Raw genomic sequence first — 15,468 nt, 5'->3', positions numbered from 1 at the left:
TGTCCCAGTCAGGAGTTCAACCGCACCGGAAAGATGCCCGGCTTGTCCTGCTCGAAGCGCCGCCGCAATCTCCTGACCGGATTGCCGGCATAGACCGTCCAGGGATCGAGGTTGCGGAAGGCGACGGCGCGGGCGCCGAGCACCGCGCCCTCCCCGACAGTGACACCCGGCCCGACAAACGCTTCCGCCGCGATCCAGGCATTCGCACCGACGACGATGGGTCTCGTAACCAGCTGGAAATTCGCATCGTCGACATCATGCGTGCCGGTGCACAGATGGGCGCCCTGGGAGACGATTGCGTGGGTGCCGAGCTCGATGCGATCCATGCAGTAACAGTTCACACCCCTTCCGAGGCACGAATACGCGGCCATGGCGAGGTTCGGCGGATACCAGACCGCGACGCCGGGATAGATCCGCGCCGTCCGGTCAATCCGGGCTCCGAAGCGTCGCAGCAGAAACCGGCGCCATGCAAACAGCGGCACCGGCGTCCAGCGGCCGAAAAGGCTCCAGACGAGGGTCCACGCAAGCCGGAACAACCGGTGTCTCAGCGTAAAGCTCGGCGCGCCCAGCCGTGGATCGGAGGTCTTAGCGTCAAGCGGCGTCATGAAGGCCTCGTGGGGAGATGGAGTGCAGAATGGCGATAAGATCGCGAGCCGCCGCCTCGATGCGGAAATGCCGTTCGAAGCCCGCGCGGGCGTGGGCGCGCATGGCGCTTTTGCCGTCGCCGGGGAGCGAGAGCCATGACCGGAGCAGGCTTTCGATGCCTTCCGACGTGTCGGGCCCGACGAGGCCGCCGCCGCTCATTTGCACTTCGCGCCAGATATTGACCTTGTCGGTCAGCAGGACCGGCGTTTTGCAGGCCATGGCTTCCGCGACGACGATGCCGAAATTCTCCTGGTGCGACGGCAGGACAAAGGCCTCGGCAGCGCGAAAGGCGCCCCATTTGGCGCCACCGGCCAGCATGCCCGGCCAATGGACGCGGTCAGTGATGCCGGCCTTGGCGGCTTGGGCAACCAGTTTCGATTTCAGCCCGGACTGATCCGGCCCCGCCATCACCAGGTCGAGATCGGGATCGGACGCGGCGATCTTCGCAAAGGCTTCGATAAGAAGATCGCAGCCCTTCTTTGCATGGAAACGGCTGAGGAACAGCAGGAAGCGCCTATTCTTCAATTCCGGCAGAAGCCGGTGGAATGCGGCAAGCTGGCTCTCCACCTCTGCCGGCGGATCGGCCGCGCCGAAGGCGACGATACGCTCCGCGTAACTATAACCCCGGAAGACGCCGCGCGCCCGGCGGCGCTCGTCTTCGCAGGTGAAGAGGACAGCCGCCGCATCGCGGAGAACCCTGCCCTGCCAGGCAAGCCAGAACGCCTGCTTGGCGACGTGCTTGAGCGAATGGGTTTCGCGGAACCATGGATCCATCATGCCGTGGGCGAAGACGGCATAAGGCAGGCCTGCCCGCCTCAGGGCCGACCAACCGCCGACAGAGGCATGGTTCCAGAGGCCATGGATGACCGCGGCATCGAAACGATCAGCGTTCGCGGCGATCCAGCGTGCCAGTTCCGGCGTATATCCGTATCTCCGGGTCCATCGCCCGCAGGCATGAACGGGCAAGGGAAACTCTCTCACATAGGGCGCCGAGGGCTCGTCCAGCGTCACGACTTCCACCGCATGGCCCAGACGCGCCATTTGCAGCCCAGTCAGCCGCAGCGCCTCGATCGGGCCTCCGGTTTCGGGATCAGCGCTGGCGATGATATTGAGGATTCTCATGGCAGCTCCGCGATGATTTTTTCGAGATTTCCTTTGAAGTGCTCCATGAGATAGCGAGAGCGGACCTTTTCGGCCCCCGCCTCTCCCATTGCCGCTGCCATGTCCGGATCGGCGAGAAGCGTCGCGATTTTCGCGGCCAGCGCTTCGATATCCCATGGGTTCACCGCATACCCGTCGATCCCGTCGGCAATGATCTCCACCGCTGCATCCTGCGTGCCGCAGATCACCGGCAGGCCGTGCAGCCAGGCCTCGAGGAAAACGATGCCAAACCCCTCTTTGGACGAGGGCATCCCGAAAAGGCTGGCTTGTGCATAGGCCTTGGCCAGTCTCGCATCCGATGCGCGGCCCAGGAATTCGACCCTCTCTTCGACCGCGAGCTCGCGTGCCAACGACGCCAGTTCTGATCTGAGCGGCCCCTCGCCGACGATCCGGAGGATGCATTCCACGTTCCAGCGCTTGAGCAGGGCCATTGCCTTGATCAGGGCGTCGATATTCTTGCCGCGGTCATGCCGATCCAGCCGGGCGACCGTCAGGATGTTGCAGCGATTCGTTTCCTGAACGGGCTTCCGGTCGATGCCATCGACGGCGTTCGGAAAGAGCGTGAACGTCTCGGCGGGAAGGTTGAACGCCTTCTGCATCCGGCTTGCAGTGAAGGCGCTGACGGAGGCGATCCGGCTGAGGGCTCTTGCCATAAGCGGTTCATAAAACCGCATCCGGCGATAGGCCGGATCGTTCCAGACCTCGTCGCCGTGGACGAAGAGCACGAGCTTGATTCTTGGAGACAGCAGCTTGCAGATGAGCCCGACAGGCAGAAGGTTGATATGCCCGAGGAACAGGATTCTGCAGTTGAGGGCAGCGACAGCCGAGTGGACGATGAAGCCCAGGCGCCGACGGCCAAAGGCGCGGATTGCGGCCGCTGTGGTTTCGGGAATATCGGCCCTGCCATCGCGCATGACGTGGACGGCCGGCCGCGTCCAGCCCTTGTCGCTAGAGATCTCGGCCAGGGCAGCGATAACCCGTTGGTTGAAGCGCTGGATACCGCCTATCCGGCCGTAGGTGTCCAGAGCCAGAAACAGAATGCCGTCATTGCGCGCCTCCGTCTTCCTCATGGGGCGCCGCCATGTTTCATGTCGGCGACTTGGTCGACGATCCGGCGGGCCAGGACCTCGTTATAGGTCCTATTTTCGAACGTGCGCCGGTGCCCGGCATCGGCGATCGTTTGGCGCCTGCCGTCATCCTCCAGCAGACTTTTACAAGCCTCCGCGCAGTCATCCGCTCCATCGAAAAAGATCGCTTCCTCGCCCTCCTTGTAGAGCTGTTGATGATGCGGAGTGCGGGCGGCGCACATGGCGGTGCCGATGGCGGGAATTTCGGCCGATCGCGTCGTATGCAGGTCGGCATTCTGGCCGTTCAGCAGAACCAGACCGATTTTCGCGCCGGCAATTGCGCGTGTGTAGTCTGCGCCTTCAAGGTGATCGGAGCGGATAAACGGGCGGAGCAGCCGGTATTCCGGCGCTCTTTGCCATCGGGACCCATGGATCGCGAACGGCACGCCCCTTTCGATCAACCGCGCCATGAAGGCGCCGCGCGCCGGCATCCATGTCCCGACGAAAACGACATCGGAAGACCGTCGGCTTTTCTCCTCCAGCGTCGGCGACAGGGGGCGATGCACGACCTCGTCCGCGCTCTGCCAGATCGTCTCGATCCGCCTTGCACCTCTCCTCGCCATCATCTCCTCGATGCCGTTGCGGCGTACGGCGACGACCAGATCGTAGTGCGGGAGGGCGCGGTGAAGGATGCTCCAGCGGAGGCGTTCCGGAGACGGGTCCAGATAGGGATTGTCGGCGTTGTAGTTGACGATGATCGGCGCCGCCGTGCGGATGACGTTCATGGCGGTTGGTCCGACCACATCGCCGCAATCCACCAGGGCAAAATCGAAATGCTGATCGCCGATCCGCCGGCCGAGCCCGTTTGCCACGCGGCGGTCAATGCCGGGTCCGCCGGCCCTGTTCAGCCACGGCGCCCAATGAGGCGGCAGGTGGGCATAGGGAGACAGGTGCAGAACATCGAAGCCGATACGCCCGAATGCCGCTGCCCGCTGCAGGCTGGTCCCTGATTCTGCGCCGATATAGAGGAGCCTCATCTCAGCTTCACACCCCTCGTCAGCCAGAACATCAGCACATAAAGCAGCACTGTCTGCGGCAGCGCTCGGACAAGATTGCCGGCCTGGACCGCGACGGATTCGTCCATGAGGCCGTTCATGAAGAAGCGGACGATGCAGATGCAGGCGAGCGCAGAAAGCAGCACATGTCCGTCCCGCATCCGGATCGTCAGCGCATCGCCGATCATGAAATTCGCCAAGGCGAAGATGGCGAACACCACCACATAAAACGCGCCGAGAAGGACGAAGCCATCGGCGATCGACGAGCCGGTGCGATACCCTCCCAGCTCGTCGCCGGTAACGAGAAAGTTGTAATAATCGCCGGACGAAAAGGCGTTGCTGGATTTATCGAGTTCGGGCGCGAAAAAATTCAGAACCGGCGTCGGAAGCAGCAATAACAGCTGGTTGACGGCATTTTCACGCGCCAACCCTTCTCCGGTCTGCGACAGCGAAAGGCCAAGGGCGATGTTATGGTCGATGTATTTGGTGGAGACGAAGCGCGCCAGCAGCGGGTTGTCGACATAGATCTCGTTATAGCTGCCCTCGGCCAGGATCCGGTCCGTCTCCTGCCGGGACCGCAGCGCCTCTCCATCGAAATATGTGCCGATGGTCGAGAGGACGAGATCCTGCGACGAGATGTCGGAGCGGTCGTCGCGGGCAATGACCATGGCGGTCGCAAGATCGGAGAGGATGCCCGCTGGGATGGGGCTGAGGAGGACGGCGACCGCCATCCAGATCATCCGCCGCCTCGTCAGGATGAAGCGCCCGATCACTATCGCGACGGCGAGGCAGATCACCACGGTCATGACGTTGACCGCGAACACGCCGCGGCTGTTGCGCGCCAGCGCGATATAAAGCGTCAGGGTGCTGTAGACGGTCAGCGCGAGCCAGTTGACCGTGCGCTTGCCGTCCGGCGGATCGAGGAGGTAGCCGGCGATCGGGATCAGAAAGGGTGCGACAGAAAATTGCGACAGGCCGGCGAGTAGTTTGAAGGCGATATCGCCGAAATTGCCCTCGCCCCAGCGGTCGGCATGCGCGTACCGGGAGGCGAACGACCCGAGCAGCCCCATCGACCACAATTGCCGGTTTGTGGGCGAACGATAGAGGCCGAGCGGCGCAAACATCCTTTGGCGGATCGTGATCGTCACGGCCTGCATTACCCGCGATTGCGCATAGAACCAGTGCAGCGCCACCGCCCATAGCTGCAGAAGTGCCAGAACGGAAAACGTGGCTACCGGCGCCTCGAGGTTGAAGGTGATCGGTTTCCAGACCAGGGTCTGGACGATCAGGGCGGCCAAGGTCGAGTGGACCTGGAAGCCGAGCACCACCAGCGTCGAGATCGTATGACGCTCGATCCGGCTAGGTTTGGTGCAGTAGCAAAATACCAGTATCCCGATCAGACCGGCTGACACGGCGCAGAACATGCTGGTGATATCCGGCGATACCCCCACCTGGATCGCCGAGCAGAGCAAGACCAAAACAACCACGCCCCAGCGGGCCTTGGCGACATAACGGGCATTGCCGGAATAAAACCGCCGCCGCAGGGAACGCCTGCCAAATGCAGCATCACCGCCCGCCAGACCTCCGCTCGCTGTCATGGCCGATCCCCCATGAGAGCGGTCCGCCTCCGGGTGAGGTTTGGAACGCGACGCAGGAGGACGGCTCGTATGTGAGGCGGCAAAGTCCGGTAGGTCATACCCGCCGCCAGCAGCGAGCCGATCACGGCCGGAATGGATGACCAACCTGCCGATTGCGGCAAGATTGCCATGGCGAACAGGCTGGCGATGACCGAGACGCAGCCGCAAAGGGATGCGGCGAAGGCATGGACGGGCAGGCTCAACCGCAGCTTTCGGAGCACGGCGCGGGCGGCCACGGCATAGATCAGAAAGCTGGCGATCTCGGCCGCCAGCAGCGAGAAACCGGCGCCCGGCAGCCCCCATGAGGTCAACGTCAGATAACAACCGATCGCCGTGATCAGCAGAGACGCGACGTTTGCGACGATCTGCGGCAGCAGAATATTGTTTCCCCGGACGATCGAAACCATCGGCTGGGCGAAACCGTAGACAATGACGCAGGCGCCGAGCGAGCCGAACAGCAGCGGGTCCAGATGGAAGTTGCCGCGGGTCCACCACAGGAAAAGGCCGGGGGCCACCCACTGGAGCAGAAGGCAGGCGGGGCTGATGATGAAAAGCACGAATAGCCAGCTGAGGGTGACCGTGGTTTCCGCAGGTTCGCTCTTCCCTTCCCTCAGATAGCGCAAGAGTTCCGGCTCGACCGGACCCGCCAATGCGTTGATGCCTTGGGTCGCGATATTCGACAGCGTCCGGGTCGCAGTGAACGCTGCGAGAAGGCTGACGCCGGCCAGCGGTGCGATCAGCAACCGGACGCCCTGCTGGTTTCCGATGGCGAGCAGTTCGCGGAACGATACGAACAGGCTCCGCGTGAGGTTGGACCAGCCCCTGCGCAGATCGGGGACGGCAAAGCCGATTTCTTCGCGCCGCCAGAGACGAAAGCAATCGAGATGCACGCCGATATTGACGATGACGTTGGCGACCGACGAGGCGATCACGGCGTCGAGGACATTTCCGCCGGAAAGGACTGCCGCGAGCGCCGCGAGGTTGACCCACACCAGCAGCGCAAACCGCCACCACGCCATTCTCGCATAATAGCCGAAAGGGATGAGCGCCCGCCCGAGGATGCCGCCGACGGAGCTGGTGACGAGCCAGGTGAGCGCATAGACGGTCATCGAGCCTGAAAGGTCGCCCATCAGCTCCGCAGGAACGAAGTCTCCGAACAACGCGTCGGCCCATCCGAAGGCCGGGACAGCCGTCCAGCAGCACAGCAGTGCGGTTCCCAGCAGAATGGCGGCCGGGATGGACGAGGCGAAGTCCCGCCTTGCGGCCTCCCTGGTGCCGAGGCGCTGGAATTCATAACCGAGATAATTCTGGTGGCCGAGGTCGAAGACGACGGAGAGGGAATGGAGCGTCTGCAGCAGGACCCAGAGCCCGAATTGCTGCGCCGACCACCAGCCGAGCATAATCGGCACGCTGATCGTCTGGATCAGGACATTGGCGGCAAGCAACGCCCCATTGGCGATCGAGCCCGAGATTAGCCGTACTGACACACTCATCGAAAACGCGACCTACGGCTACACGGTTGACCTTCTCAATAATTTTCGCGCGACGATGCGGACGTCCGTCGCACGGTCGGCAAGCATGTTTTCCAGGAAATCGACAAAACCGAGCGGTGCGGCTTCCTGGCTCGGGTTCATGAAAGGAGAGGCGAAGGCGGGTTGCCTGCCGGGAAAGCGGATCGCCTTCGGCCAGAACAGCGGCGTGACCGGATGGAGGTAGGAATGGGCGGGTGTCCATCCGAGCCATTTCAGGCGGAACCATTTTTGCGCATTCACCTGATGGGCATGTCCCCAACTGGTGATCTTTTCCCACATCTCGGCGTCGCTCATGACGTAACCGTAGTGGTAGCAGGGCGCATCGAAGAGGATGGTCGCAGCAGGGGTGGTCCTTCGGGCCGCATCGAAGCGAACGCCGCTTTTGCAGCGGATCGCAAACCCCGCGTTGACATCCCTGATCGAGCCATCGCCGCTGGTCAGCACCAGCTCGGGCGTTTTCCAGAAATTGTGCCATGGCGTCAGGACGCGGTCATGCCTGCGGTCCGCCGCCATGAATTCGAGCAGCGTTTCCCAGCCGCTATCCAGATAGAACTCGTCGGCATCCTGGATGACCAGCCAGTCGTAACCTTCGCGGATCGCGCGGTCGAGGCAGTCGTTGCGGGTGTCTTCCTCGGTTTCGAAGTCGCTGCAGATCACCTCGATCTCGCAACTCACGCCTTTTGCGCGGGCGGCGGCGATTGCCTCCTCCACCTTTTCCCTGGTCGTGGGGTTTCTCTTCGTGGCGCGGGAGCCGGGCAGATAGGCCCAGGGACGCTCCGGAAGCACGATGAAGATCTTGTCGACGAAGCGGCCGCAGTTCTCGACAACGTGCGGCAGAAAACGATCGACGTTGTAGGCGAGGACGTGGCCGGCGACCTTCATGGATTGCCGCCGTCGATCAACTGCTTGATGGCGATGATGGCCGGCCGTTTTGAAAGGTTTTGGACCAGGACCGTCTGAAACTGTGGCTGCCATGCATCCCGTTCCGACATCGCGCGAAAAATACAGGCCGCGAGGTTTTCCGGGTCGTTGGGCGGAGTGAGATAGACGGCGCTCCCGACGAACTGCGCCAGTTCCGTGCCCTCGTCGGCGGTGACGAGGACGGGCTTTCCCGAGGCAAGCATGCCGCCGAGTTTCGAAGGCAGCGTCAGGTCGGCGGCGCTCCTGTCCTGCGGGAGCACGTGCAGATCCGGCATGTTGAGGAACGCGTTCAGCCGGGAATAGGGCTGGAAGGTCAGGAAACGGAGATTCTCAAGATGGCCGTAACGGGCTTCGAGTTCCGGCTTCTGCGGTCCCTCGCCGGAGATCACGAAATGAATGCGCCGCTCGTCCTTCAGACGCTCCGCTGCGTCGAGCAGCACGTTCAAGCCCTGTTTGGCGCCGATGCTGCCTGAATAAAGAACGACGAAATCCTCGTGGCCGAAACCGAGTTCAGCCCGGTAGGGGCTGACGTCTTCCATGGGATGGAATTGCGCGAGATCCACCCAGTTGCGGACAACGGATACTTTGGCAGCCGGAACGTGCTTCAGGGCGAGGCCTTCGGCCATGCGGTTGGAAATGGCGACCAGTTGGTCGAACCGGCCGAGCACGCTACGCTCGAAGGCGTGGCCAAGCCTCTTCAGCCAGGTCTTTGAACTCAGGTGCCCGACGGCGAATGCCGCATCCACTTCCATGTCATGGACGTGCAGTACAGTGCGGGCGCCGACCAATTTGGCGGCAAGCTGGGCTGCGGGAGCCGCAAACAGCGTCGGCTCGACGCAAAATACCGTGACCGGGCGATGCCGCAGGATCTGCCAGAAGACCAGAGGCGCCGAGGTGAGCGCGAAGGAGAGCGGCGCCAGGAGCCGCCAGATACCCCTCATCTTTCGGCGCAACAGCAACGGCGACCGCAGCACCTTGATGCGCCCCTCGATGCCTGAAGAATAGCGGTTCCGATATCCGGCCTGGACCGACCAGCCGGGGTAATGCGGCGGGGTGGTCACCACCGTGACGTCCATGCCCTCGGCGGCGAGATATTCGGCGATTTCGCCGGTATATTTGCCGACGCCGGCGGTTTCCGGCGCGTAGTTCATCGCATAGACGACCACGCTTTTGCGTGGCGATGTGGCAGCTGCCGTGGCCAGCCCCGGTGCGGCGTCGAACGTTTGTTCGCATTCGTCGCTGAGGGGCTGGGCGGCGGCTGTCATCAGGCAGCATCTCCGCGTTTGCGCTCGAGATATTCGCCCTTGAGGAAGGCTTGGTAGGCATCGGTTATGCCTTGCTCCAGCCCGATCCTCGGCGACCAGCCGAGCCCCCGCAGCTTGTCCGCGCTCATCAGCTTGCGCGGCGTGCCGTCGGGCTTGGTGAGATCGTGGACGATCTTGCCCTCGAAGCCTACGACCTTGGAAACCAGTTCGGTGAGCTCCAGGATGGTGACGTCCTCGCCGGACCCGACATTGACATGGGTCTCGGCCGAATAGGTCTTCATCAGGTGGACGCAGGCGTCGGCGCAATCGTCCACATGCAGGAATTCGCGGCGCGGCGTGCCGGTGCCCCAGACGGTGATTTCCGGCAGGTGGCCGGTCTTCGCCTCATGCGCCTTGCGGATCAGTGCCGGCATGACATGGCTGGATTTCAGGTCGAAATTGTCGCCGGGACCGTAGAGATTGGTCGGCATGGCCGAGATGAAGTCATGGCCGTGCTGCTTGCGATAGGCCTGGCAGAGCTTGATGCCGGCGATCTTGGCGATCGCATACCATTCGTTGGTCGGCTCCAGGGAGCCGGTCAAAAGCGACTCCTCGACGATCGGCTGGTCGGCGAATTTCGGGTAAATGCAGGAAGAGCCGAGGAACATCAGCTTTTCGACGCCGACCTTGTGGGCGGCCTGGATGATGTTCGTCTCGAGGATGAGGTTGTCGTAGAGGAAATCGGCCGGATAGGTGTCGTTGGCGAGGATGCCGCCCACCTTGGCGGCCGCCAGGAACACCGCGTCCGGACGGTTCTTCTCCATCCAGGCCTCGACGTCTGCCTGCCGCGTCAGATCGGCATCGCCGCGCGTCGCCGTCAGGATCTCACAGCCTTCCGAGGCCAGGCGGCGCACGATCGCCGAACCGACCATGCCGCGATGTCCCGCGACATAGACCTTCTTTCCCGCAAGGCTGTAGATCGTCTCAGGCATGGGAGAGACCCTTGTTGCCACCCGCGGTCGGCACGTTGCGTGCCATAACCTTCAAATCCTCCCGGACCATTTCGGCGATAAGCTGATCAAGGTTCGTCTCGTGCTTCCAGCCGAGCTTCTGATGCGCCTTGGTGGGGTCGCCGATCAGAAGGTCGACTTCGGTCGGGCGGAAATAGCGCGGATCGATCGCCACGACGCATTCGCCGGATGTCGTGTCATAGCCCTTCTCTTCAACGCCCTCGCCGCGCCACTCGATCGGCATGCCGACCTTGGCGAAGGATTTTTCGACGAAGGACCGTACCGTGTGGGTCTCGCCGGTCGCCAGGACATAGTCGTCCGGCTCGTCCTGCTGCGTCATCAGCCACATGCCGCGCACGTATTCACGGGCATGGCCCCAGTCGCGCTTGGCATCGAGATTGCCGAGAAAGAGGCGTTCCTGAAGGCCGAGATGGATGGCGGCGGCGGCGCGGGTGATCTTGCGGGTGACGAAGGTCTCGCCGCGGATCGGGCTCTCGTGGTTGAACAGGATGCCGTTCGAGGCGTGCAGGCCGTAGGCCTCGCGGTAGTTGACGACGATCCAGTAGGCGTAGAGCTTGGCGACGGCGTAGGGCGAACGCGGATAGAAGGGCGTCGTTTCGCTCTGCGGCACTTCCTGCACCTTGCCGTAGAGCTCGGAGGTCGAGGCCTGGTAGAAGCGGGTCTTCTTGGAGAGGCCGAGGAGGCGGATCGCTTCGAGCAGGCGCAGCGTGCCGGTGCCGTCTGCATTAGCGGTATATTCCGGCGTCTCGAACGAGACCTGCACGTGGCTCTGGGCGGCCAGGTTGTAGATTTCGTCCGGCTGGGCTTCCTGCACGACACGGATGAGGTTGGTCGAATCCGTCATGTCGCCGAAATGCAGGATGAAGCGCGGGTCCGCCACATGCGGATCTTCGTAAAGATGCTCGATGCGGGTGGTGTTGAACGAAGAAGAGCGCCGCTTGATGCCGTGGACCGTATAGCCCTTCGCCAGCAGCAGTTCCGCAAGGTAAGCGCCGTCCTGGCCCGTTACCCCGGTGATCAATGCTACCTTGCCGTTGCTCTTCACATTTCCAGTCATCATATCCCCCTAACGGAACCCGTCAGTCTTTAAGTGAAACGTGCACGTCGATGCGCGCAATGTGCCAGTCGCAAGCACTGAGAACACCATTGTGATGTCCCCCGGAATGCGGCGAATCCGAGACATACAGCGATTCGTAGCATCCCGGGCTTATGCCAAACATTGCAGTTTAACGCTTCAGAAAAGATCATCGGCTGTTGTCAGGCTTCTCCCTTGCTGTTTTCATCCCGGTTACGGTGCCGATGGAAACCGGCATCGGCTCAGGACGCGTTTTCATGGTAATAGTGTGAGTAACGCGACGCGTAATAATCCGACGACCCGTATCCCTCGTAAAGTTTCATCTTGCCGACGTCGACCTTGTTGAGGATGACGCCGAGGCAACGGCCGGCGATCTGCGGTTCGGCGTTCAACGTATCCCTGACCGCTTTTCGGGATGTCTCGCCCCATTCGACGACCATGACGAAGCCGTCGACACGCGGGGCGATGGCCCTCGCATCGACGACGGGGCCGAGCGGTGGCAGGTCGAGAACGATATAATCGAAGTCGCCGGCCACCTGCGCCAACAGCCTGGCCATGGCGGGCGATGCCAGAAGTTCCGACGAATGAGGTGTCCGCCGCTTTACGACCGCTGGGAGGAACCTCAAGCCGGTCTCCGGATCGATCAACATCGCGGAGGCCGGCGTCTGGCCTTCCAGCAGCACTTCGATCAGCCCCTCTTCCGCATGCTGGCCCAGCGCCCTCGTGGCACCCGGATTGCGAAGATCCGCATCGATCAGCAGCGTCCTGGCGCTCCCGGCCAGCGCCTGGGCGAAATTCACGGCGATCGTCGACTTCCCCTCGCCCGGCAGCACGGAGACGATGCCGATGACCTTGTGAGGCCTGTCGATATGGACGTCTGCCGCGATCCTGGCGCTGCGCAGCGTCTCGGCAAAGGCGGAGCACGGATGCACGGTCGCAAAACCGGACAGCTCGTTTTTCCTGTGGACCTCGCCCTTCTCCGGCTCGGTGGACGGCCTGCTGCCCGTCGGCAGTTCCACCAGCGGTACCGACCCGAGATATTCCAGGCCCAGAACCTCCCTCACCTGTTCACCGGTACGGAAGAACCGGTCCCGGAACTCGCGGAATGCCCCGACCGCTCCGCCGAAGCCGCAGCCGAGTGCGAGGCAAAGCGCAAGCACCAGCGACAGCCGCGGCTCGCTGGCGCCTGTCGGCGGCACGGCACGGGAAATGATGCGAGCCTCGGTGACCGGGAACGACTGCTGCTGCACGGCTTCCTGATAACGCTGCAAGAAGGTCTGGTAGAGGTTCCGGTAGGTTTCAGCGGCCCGTTCGAGCTCCCGCAGCTGCACCTGCGTTTCGCCGGCGGTGACGCTGATATCGGTGGCGTTGCCAACGCCGAGGGTGATCTGGCGCTCGCGGGACTGCGCGACTTCAAGCTCGCTTTGATAGCTCCCGGCGATCCGCCTGAGTTCGTCGAACATCAGTCGGTCATATTCCGCCATCTCCTGGCGAAGGCGGGCGGCCTGGGCATGGCCCTGTCCCAGCCGCCTGCTGATCTCGGCCTCCCGTTTCGACGATTCCAGGTATTTTTCGCGCAGCGAGCTGATCACCGAACTGTCCAGCGCGTCGGTGACGATCGCCTCACCTTGCCCCCGCGCGATGATCGCCTCGATGCGGTCGGAGCGTGCCTGTGCTCTGGCGGTATCAGCCCGTGCCACGATCAGCGCGCTGTTCAGCTCCGTGAGCTGCTGGTCGGAGACGAGCCTGTCGTTGGCGGTGACAAGGCCGTTTTCGGCGCGAAACCGCTGGACCGCCAGATCCGATTCCAGCGAGCGCTGCCGCAGTTCCTCGATACGCTCCTGCAGCCAGGTGCCGGCCCGCCTTGTGGCATCGTATTTGGCATCCAGCTTGTCGGTCAGATAGGCATCCGCAATCGCGCCGGCGACCGCTGCGGCAAGGCGCGGCGACGGGGCCGTGAATGCGATTTCCAGGACATAGGAACGCCCAACGCGCGAAACCTTCATATTGCCGAGAAGCATGGCGAGCGCCTGACGGCGATTTGCCTCGATCCGATCGGGACCGGACTGGCTGTCTCCTCGCAGCCATTGCCCGACCTGCAGCATCGACCGCAGGTCCGAAGCCACGGCAAGTATCAGGTTGCGGCGACCGGCCATGAATTCCGGATCGTCCTGCAGCTTCAGCCTGTCGACCGCCGACAGGCCTATCGTCTCGGAGCGCAGCAGCTCGACCTGGCTGAGGACCGACGCCTCGTCGTCCAGGACCCCGCCGATCGTCGACAACTGCTCGACGACCTGCCGGTTGCCGCGGTCGATCAGCACGCTGGTCCTAGCGGTATATCGGGGCACGGCAGTGAGGAGGTAGCCGATACCGAGCGCCAGGAACACCGCGACGCAGAGGCCGACCACCCGACATTGCCGCCGGATGATGGCGATCAGGCCATCCATGTCCAGCTCCGGAACCTCTTCCTTGCGGGGCTCCTGCCGGGGTCGAGTGAGAAAAACGGGCCGCTGGTTCATCGCATCGCCCGATCGATGTGCGCAGAGCCCCAAACCGACCCGGAGCGGCCGCAAGCGGCCTGAATGTCAGTCGCGCCAGGCATCATGAGTGCTCGCAATATCCCGGGTGGAGGCGGTGACCGAATTGAGGATGGTCAGGAATTTTACAAGCTCGACGGCATCGGCCGTCGATACATAGATCACGTCCTTGTCCTGCATGGGAAATTGCTGGACGGCGAAGAACGCGCCGGGATCGCGCAGATTGGCGCGGAAGATCACCGGCACGTCCCGCGCTCTGAACCGGCTGACATCGAGGCCGATATTGCGCAGAAGATCACGCTCCACGAGGCGGTAGAGCAGGACCGATTGCGGCTCGGCCTTGTCGTCGATGAGGCCGCCGGCCTTCGCCAAAGCCTCCCCGAGCGACAGATTGGAATCGTCGAAATCGAAGCGTCCGCTTTCGCCGGTCAAGCCGAAGGCGAGGAAGGTCCGGCGATTGCGATCGACGAAGATCGTATCGCCCGGCCGCACATAGATATTCTCCTGCGGACGCTCGCTCAGCGTCCGATAGGCGACGGTGACGCTGCGGCCGCGGCGCTGGAGCGTGACGATCGCCTCTTCCCTGGGGACGCTCAAACCGCCTGCCTCGGAAATCACGTCGATAATGCGTTCGCCGGCCGGGCTGAGTTCGATCTTCCTCGCCTGCTTGACGTCGCCCAGGACCGACACGCCCATCGATCGGCTCGCCACCGTTGAGATCACCACCTGCGGCTCGATGGCGCGGTTGGCGAGCTGGTCTGCGATATCGAGCTGCACGGCGTCGACCGTGCGGCCGGCGGCCTTCACCTTGTTCGCGTAAGGGACGCTCAACGTGCCGTCACGACCGATCGTCTGGTTCGGCAGGGTGATGTAATTGCCCGGACGGGCGCCGGCATCGGCGGGAATGAACAGGCCGCCGCTCTGCGCCTCGAAGACGGAGACCTGGACGACATCGCCAACACCGAGGGTGAGCGGCGGCGGACCGCTACCCCCACCACCGAAACCGGCGCTCAGGCTAGGGCCTACCGGTTTGGGCAAACGGGCGAGAACATCCTGATTGATATCCACGAGCGCATAGTCGATGCCGACCCGGTTGCCGGCCGCGGAAAAGGCTTTCACGGTTGCATTGGCTTCAACGGCGGACGGATCCGGACCGGACCTCGGGAGCCCCGTGCAGCCGGACAGAAACGCAACAGTAGCAAGCGTTAAAACAGCACCCAAAGAACTAAGCATACGCCCCGCCATACAACCCAAAGTATGGTATCGGTTTAGTCGAAGGGCGGACCCGGCGATTCTAAGGGGTAAGCGCGCGGCGAATCAAAAATCCGCGCACTGTGGCGAATCAATCACATGGTTGGTTAATCGTTGGTTATCCACAAAATACACTCCTTTTGCCGTGAACGCCGCCGAGCGGCCTTGTCAGGTTCGGAATTGTCTCGCAGATGACGGCAACATTGCCGATACCTGCATCCAAAGGTCCGGGCTTCGGACATTGTTAACACTCCTTCGGGCATCCACTTCTCATTGTCGGCAGGATCTTCCATATCGGGCGGATGGCGGTAA

12 protein-coding genes are annotated in these 15,468 nt (G+C 62.7%); all 12 read right to left on the bottom strand.

Annotated features, from left to right (window positions below; all coding sequences use genetic code 11):
- Positions 1-8: 8 nt before the first annotated feature.
- Positions 9-605, bottom strand: coding sequence for a putative colanic acid biosynthesis acetyltransferase (locus tag LZK81_RS08015; protein WP_233955753.1), 597 nt, complete (start codon positions 603-605; stop codon positions 9-11).
- A complete protein-coding gene (locus LZK81_RS08010) occupies positions 592-1,767 on the bottom strand; it encodes a glycosyltransferase (protein ID WP_046605510.1) in 1,176 nt (391 codons plus the stop codon). Before LZK81_RS08010 ends, LZK81_RS08015 begins: the two co-directional genes overlap by 14 nt.
- Positions 1,764-2,876 carry a glycosyltransferase family 4 protein gene (locus LZK81_RS08005; protein WP_233955751.1) on the bottom strand — a complete coding sequence of 371 codons (1,113 nt, stop codon included), beginning with the start codon at positions 2,874-2,876 and terminating at the stop codon, positions 1,764-1,766. The genes LZK81_RS08010 and LZK81_RS08005 overlap by 4 nt, the downstream gene beginning before the upstream one ends.
- Positions 2,873-3,910, bottom strand: coding sequence for a CgeB family protein (locus LZK81_RS08000; RefSeq protein WP_233955748.1), 1,038 nt, complete (start codon positions 3,908-3,910; stop codon positions 2,873-2,875). Before LZK81_RS08000 ends, LZK81_RS08005 begins: the two co-directional genes overlap by 4 nt.
- Positions 3,907-5,526: a hypothetical protein gene (locus LZK81_RS07995; RefSeq protein ID WP_233955746.1), complete on the bottom strand. Its 1,620-nt coding sequence runs from the start codon at positions 5,524-5,526 to the stop codon at positions 3,907-3,909. Before LZK81_RS07995 ends, LZK81_RS08000 begins: the two co-directional genes overlap by 4 nt.
- On the bottom strand, positions 5,523-7,058 hold the full coding sequence (locus LZK81_RS07990; RefSeq protein ID WP_233955744.1) for a lipopolysaccharide biosynthesis protein: 1,536 nt from the start codon (positions 7,056-7,058) through the stop codon (positions 5,523-5,525). The genes LZK81_RS07995 and LZK81_RS07990 overlap by 4 nt, the downstream gene beginning before the upstream one ends.
- Positions 7,059-7,076: 18 nt before the next feature.
- Positions 7,077-7,979 (bottom strand): hypothetical protein, encoded by a 903-nt coding sequence (locus LZK81_RS07985; RefSeq protein ID WP_233955743.1) that lies wholly within the window; start codon positions 7,977-7,979, stop codon positions 7,077-7,079.
- Positions 7,976-9,283, bottom strand: a complete 1,308-nt coding sequence (locus tag LZK81_RS07980; RefSeq protein WP_233955741.1) for a WcaI family glycosyltransferase — start codon at positions 9,281-9,283, stop codon at positions 7,976-7,978. The genes LZK81_RS07985 and LZK81_RS07980 overlap by 4 nt, the downstream gene beginning before the upstream one ends.
- Positions 9,283-10,254: a GDP-L-fucose synthase gene (gene fcl, locus LZK81_RS07975; RefSeq protein WP_233955739.1), complete on the bottom strand. Its 972-nt coding sequence runs from the start codon at positions 10,252-10,254 to the stop codon at positions 9,283-9,285. Before fcl ends, LZK81_RS07980 begins: the two co-directional genes overlap by 1 nt.
- Entirely contained in the window at positions 10,247-11,353 is a 1,107-nt protein-coding gene (gmd, locus tag LZK81_RS07970) for a GDP-mannose 4,6-dehydratase (RefSeq protein WP_370689362.1), read from the bottom strand. Before gmd ends, fcl begins: the two co-directional genes overlap by 8 nt.
- 257 nt (positions 11,354-11,610) lie before the next feature.
- A complete protein-coding gene (locus LZK81_RS07965; protein WP_233955737.1) occupies positions 11,611-13,815 on the bottom strand; it encodes a polysaccharide biosynthesis tyrosine autokinase in 2,205 nt (734 codons plus the stop codon).
- A gap of 138 nt (positions 13,816-13,953) precedes the next feature.
- Positions 13,954-15,024, bottom strand: a complete 1,071-nt coding sequence (locus LZK81_RS07960) for a polysaccharide biosynthesis/export family protein (RefSeq protein ID WP_233955735.1) — start codon at positions 15,022-15,024, stop codon at positions 13,954-13,956.
- Positions 15,025-15,468: the final 444 nt, after the last annotated feature.

Origin of the sequence: Neorhizobium galegae, from assembly GCF_021391675.1 — a bacterium.
GTDB lineage: Bacteria > Pseudomonadota > Alphaproteobacteria > Rhizobiales > Rhizobiaceae > Neorhizobium > Neorhizobium galegae_B.
Note: the sequence above shows the minus strand (reverse complement) of the source record. Positions and strands in the feature narration are given on the sequence as shown.

Bases quoted from the DNA above. Each gene is read 5' to 3' on its own strand.
- LZK81_RS08015 (WP_233955753.1), bottom strand. From the start codon at position 605: ATGACGCCGCTTGACGCTAAGACCTCCGATCCACGGCTGGGCGCGCCG.
- LZK81_RS08010 (WP_046605510.1), bottom strand. From the start codon at position 1,767: ATGAGAATCCTCAATATCATCGCCAGCGCTGATCCCGAAACCGGAGGC.
- LZK81_RS08005 (WP_233955751.1), bottom strand. From the start codon at position 2,876: ATGAGGAAGACGGAGGCGCGCAATGACGGCATTCTGTTTCTGGCTCTG.
- LZK81_RS08000 (WP_233955748.1), bottom strand. From the start codon at position 3,910: ATGAGGCTCCTCTATATCGGCGCAGAATCAGGGACCAGCCTGCAGCGG.
- LZK81_RS07995 (WP_233955746.1), bottom strand. From the start codon at position 5,526: ATGACAGCGAGCGGAGGTCTGGCGGGCGGTGATGCTGCATTTGGCAGG.
- LZK81_RS07990 (WP_233955744.1), bottom strand. From the start codon at position 7,058: ATGAGTGTGTCAGTACGGCTAATCTCGGGCTCGATCGCCAATGGGGCG.
- LZK81_RS07985 (WP_233955743.1), bottom strand. From the start codon at position 7,979: ATGAAGGTCGCCGGCCACGTCCTCGCCTACAACGTCGATCGTTTTCTG.
- LZK81_RS07980 (WP_233955741.1), bottom strand. From the start codon at position 9,283: ATGACAGCCGCCGCCCAGCCCCTCAGCGACGAATGCGAACAAACGTTC.
- fcl (WP_233955739.1), bottom strand. From the start codon at position 10,254: ATGCCTGAGACGATCTACAGCCTTGCGGGAAAGAAGGTCTATGTCGCG.
- gmd (WP_370689362.1), bottom strand. From the start codon at position 11,353: ATGATGACTGGAAATGTGAAGAGCAACGGCAAGGTAGCATTGATCACC.
- LZK81_RS07965 (WP_233955737.1), bottom strand. From the start codon at position 13,815: ATGGATGGCCTGATCGCCATCATCCGGCGGCAATGTCGGGTGGTCGGC.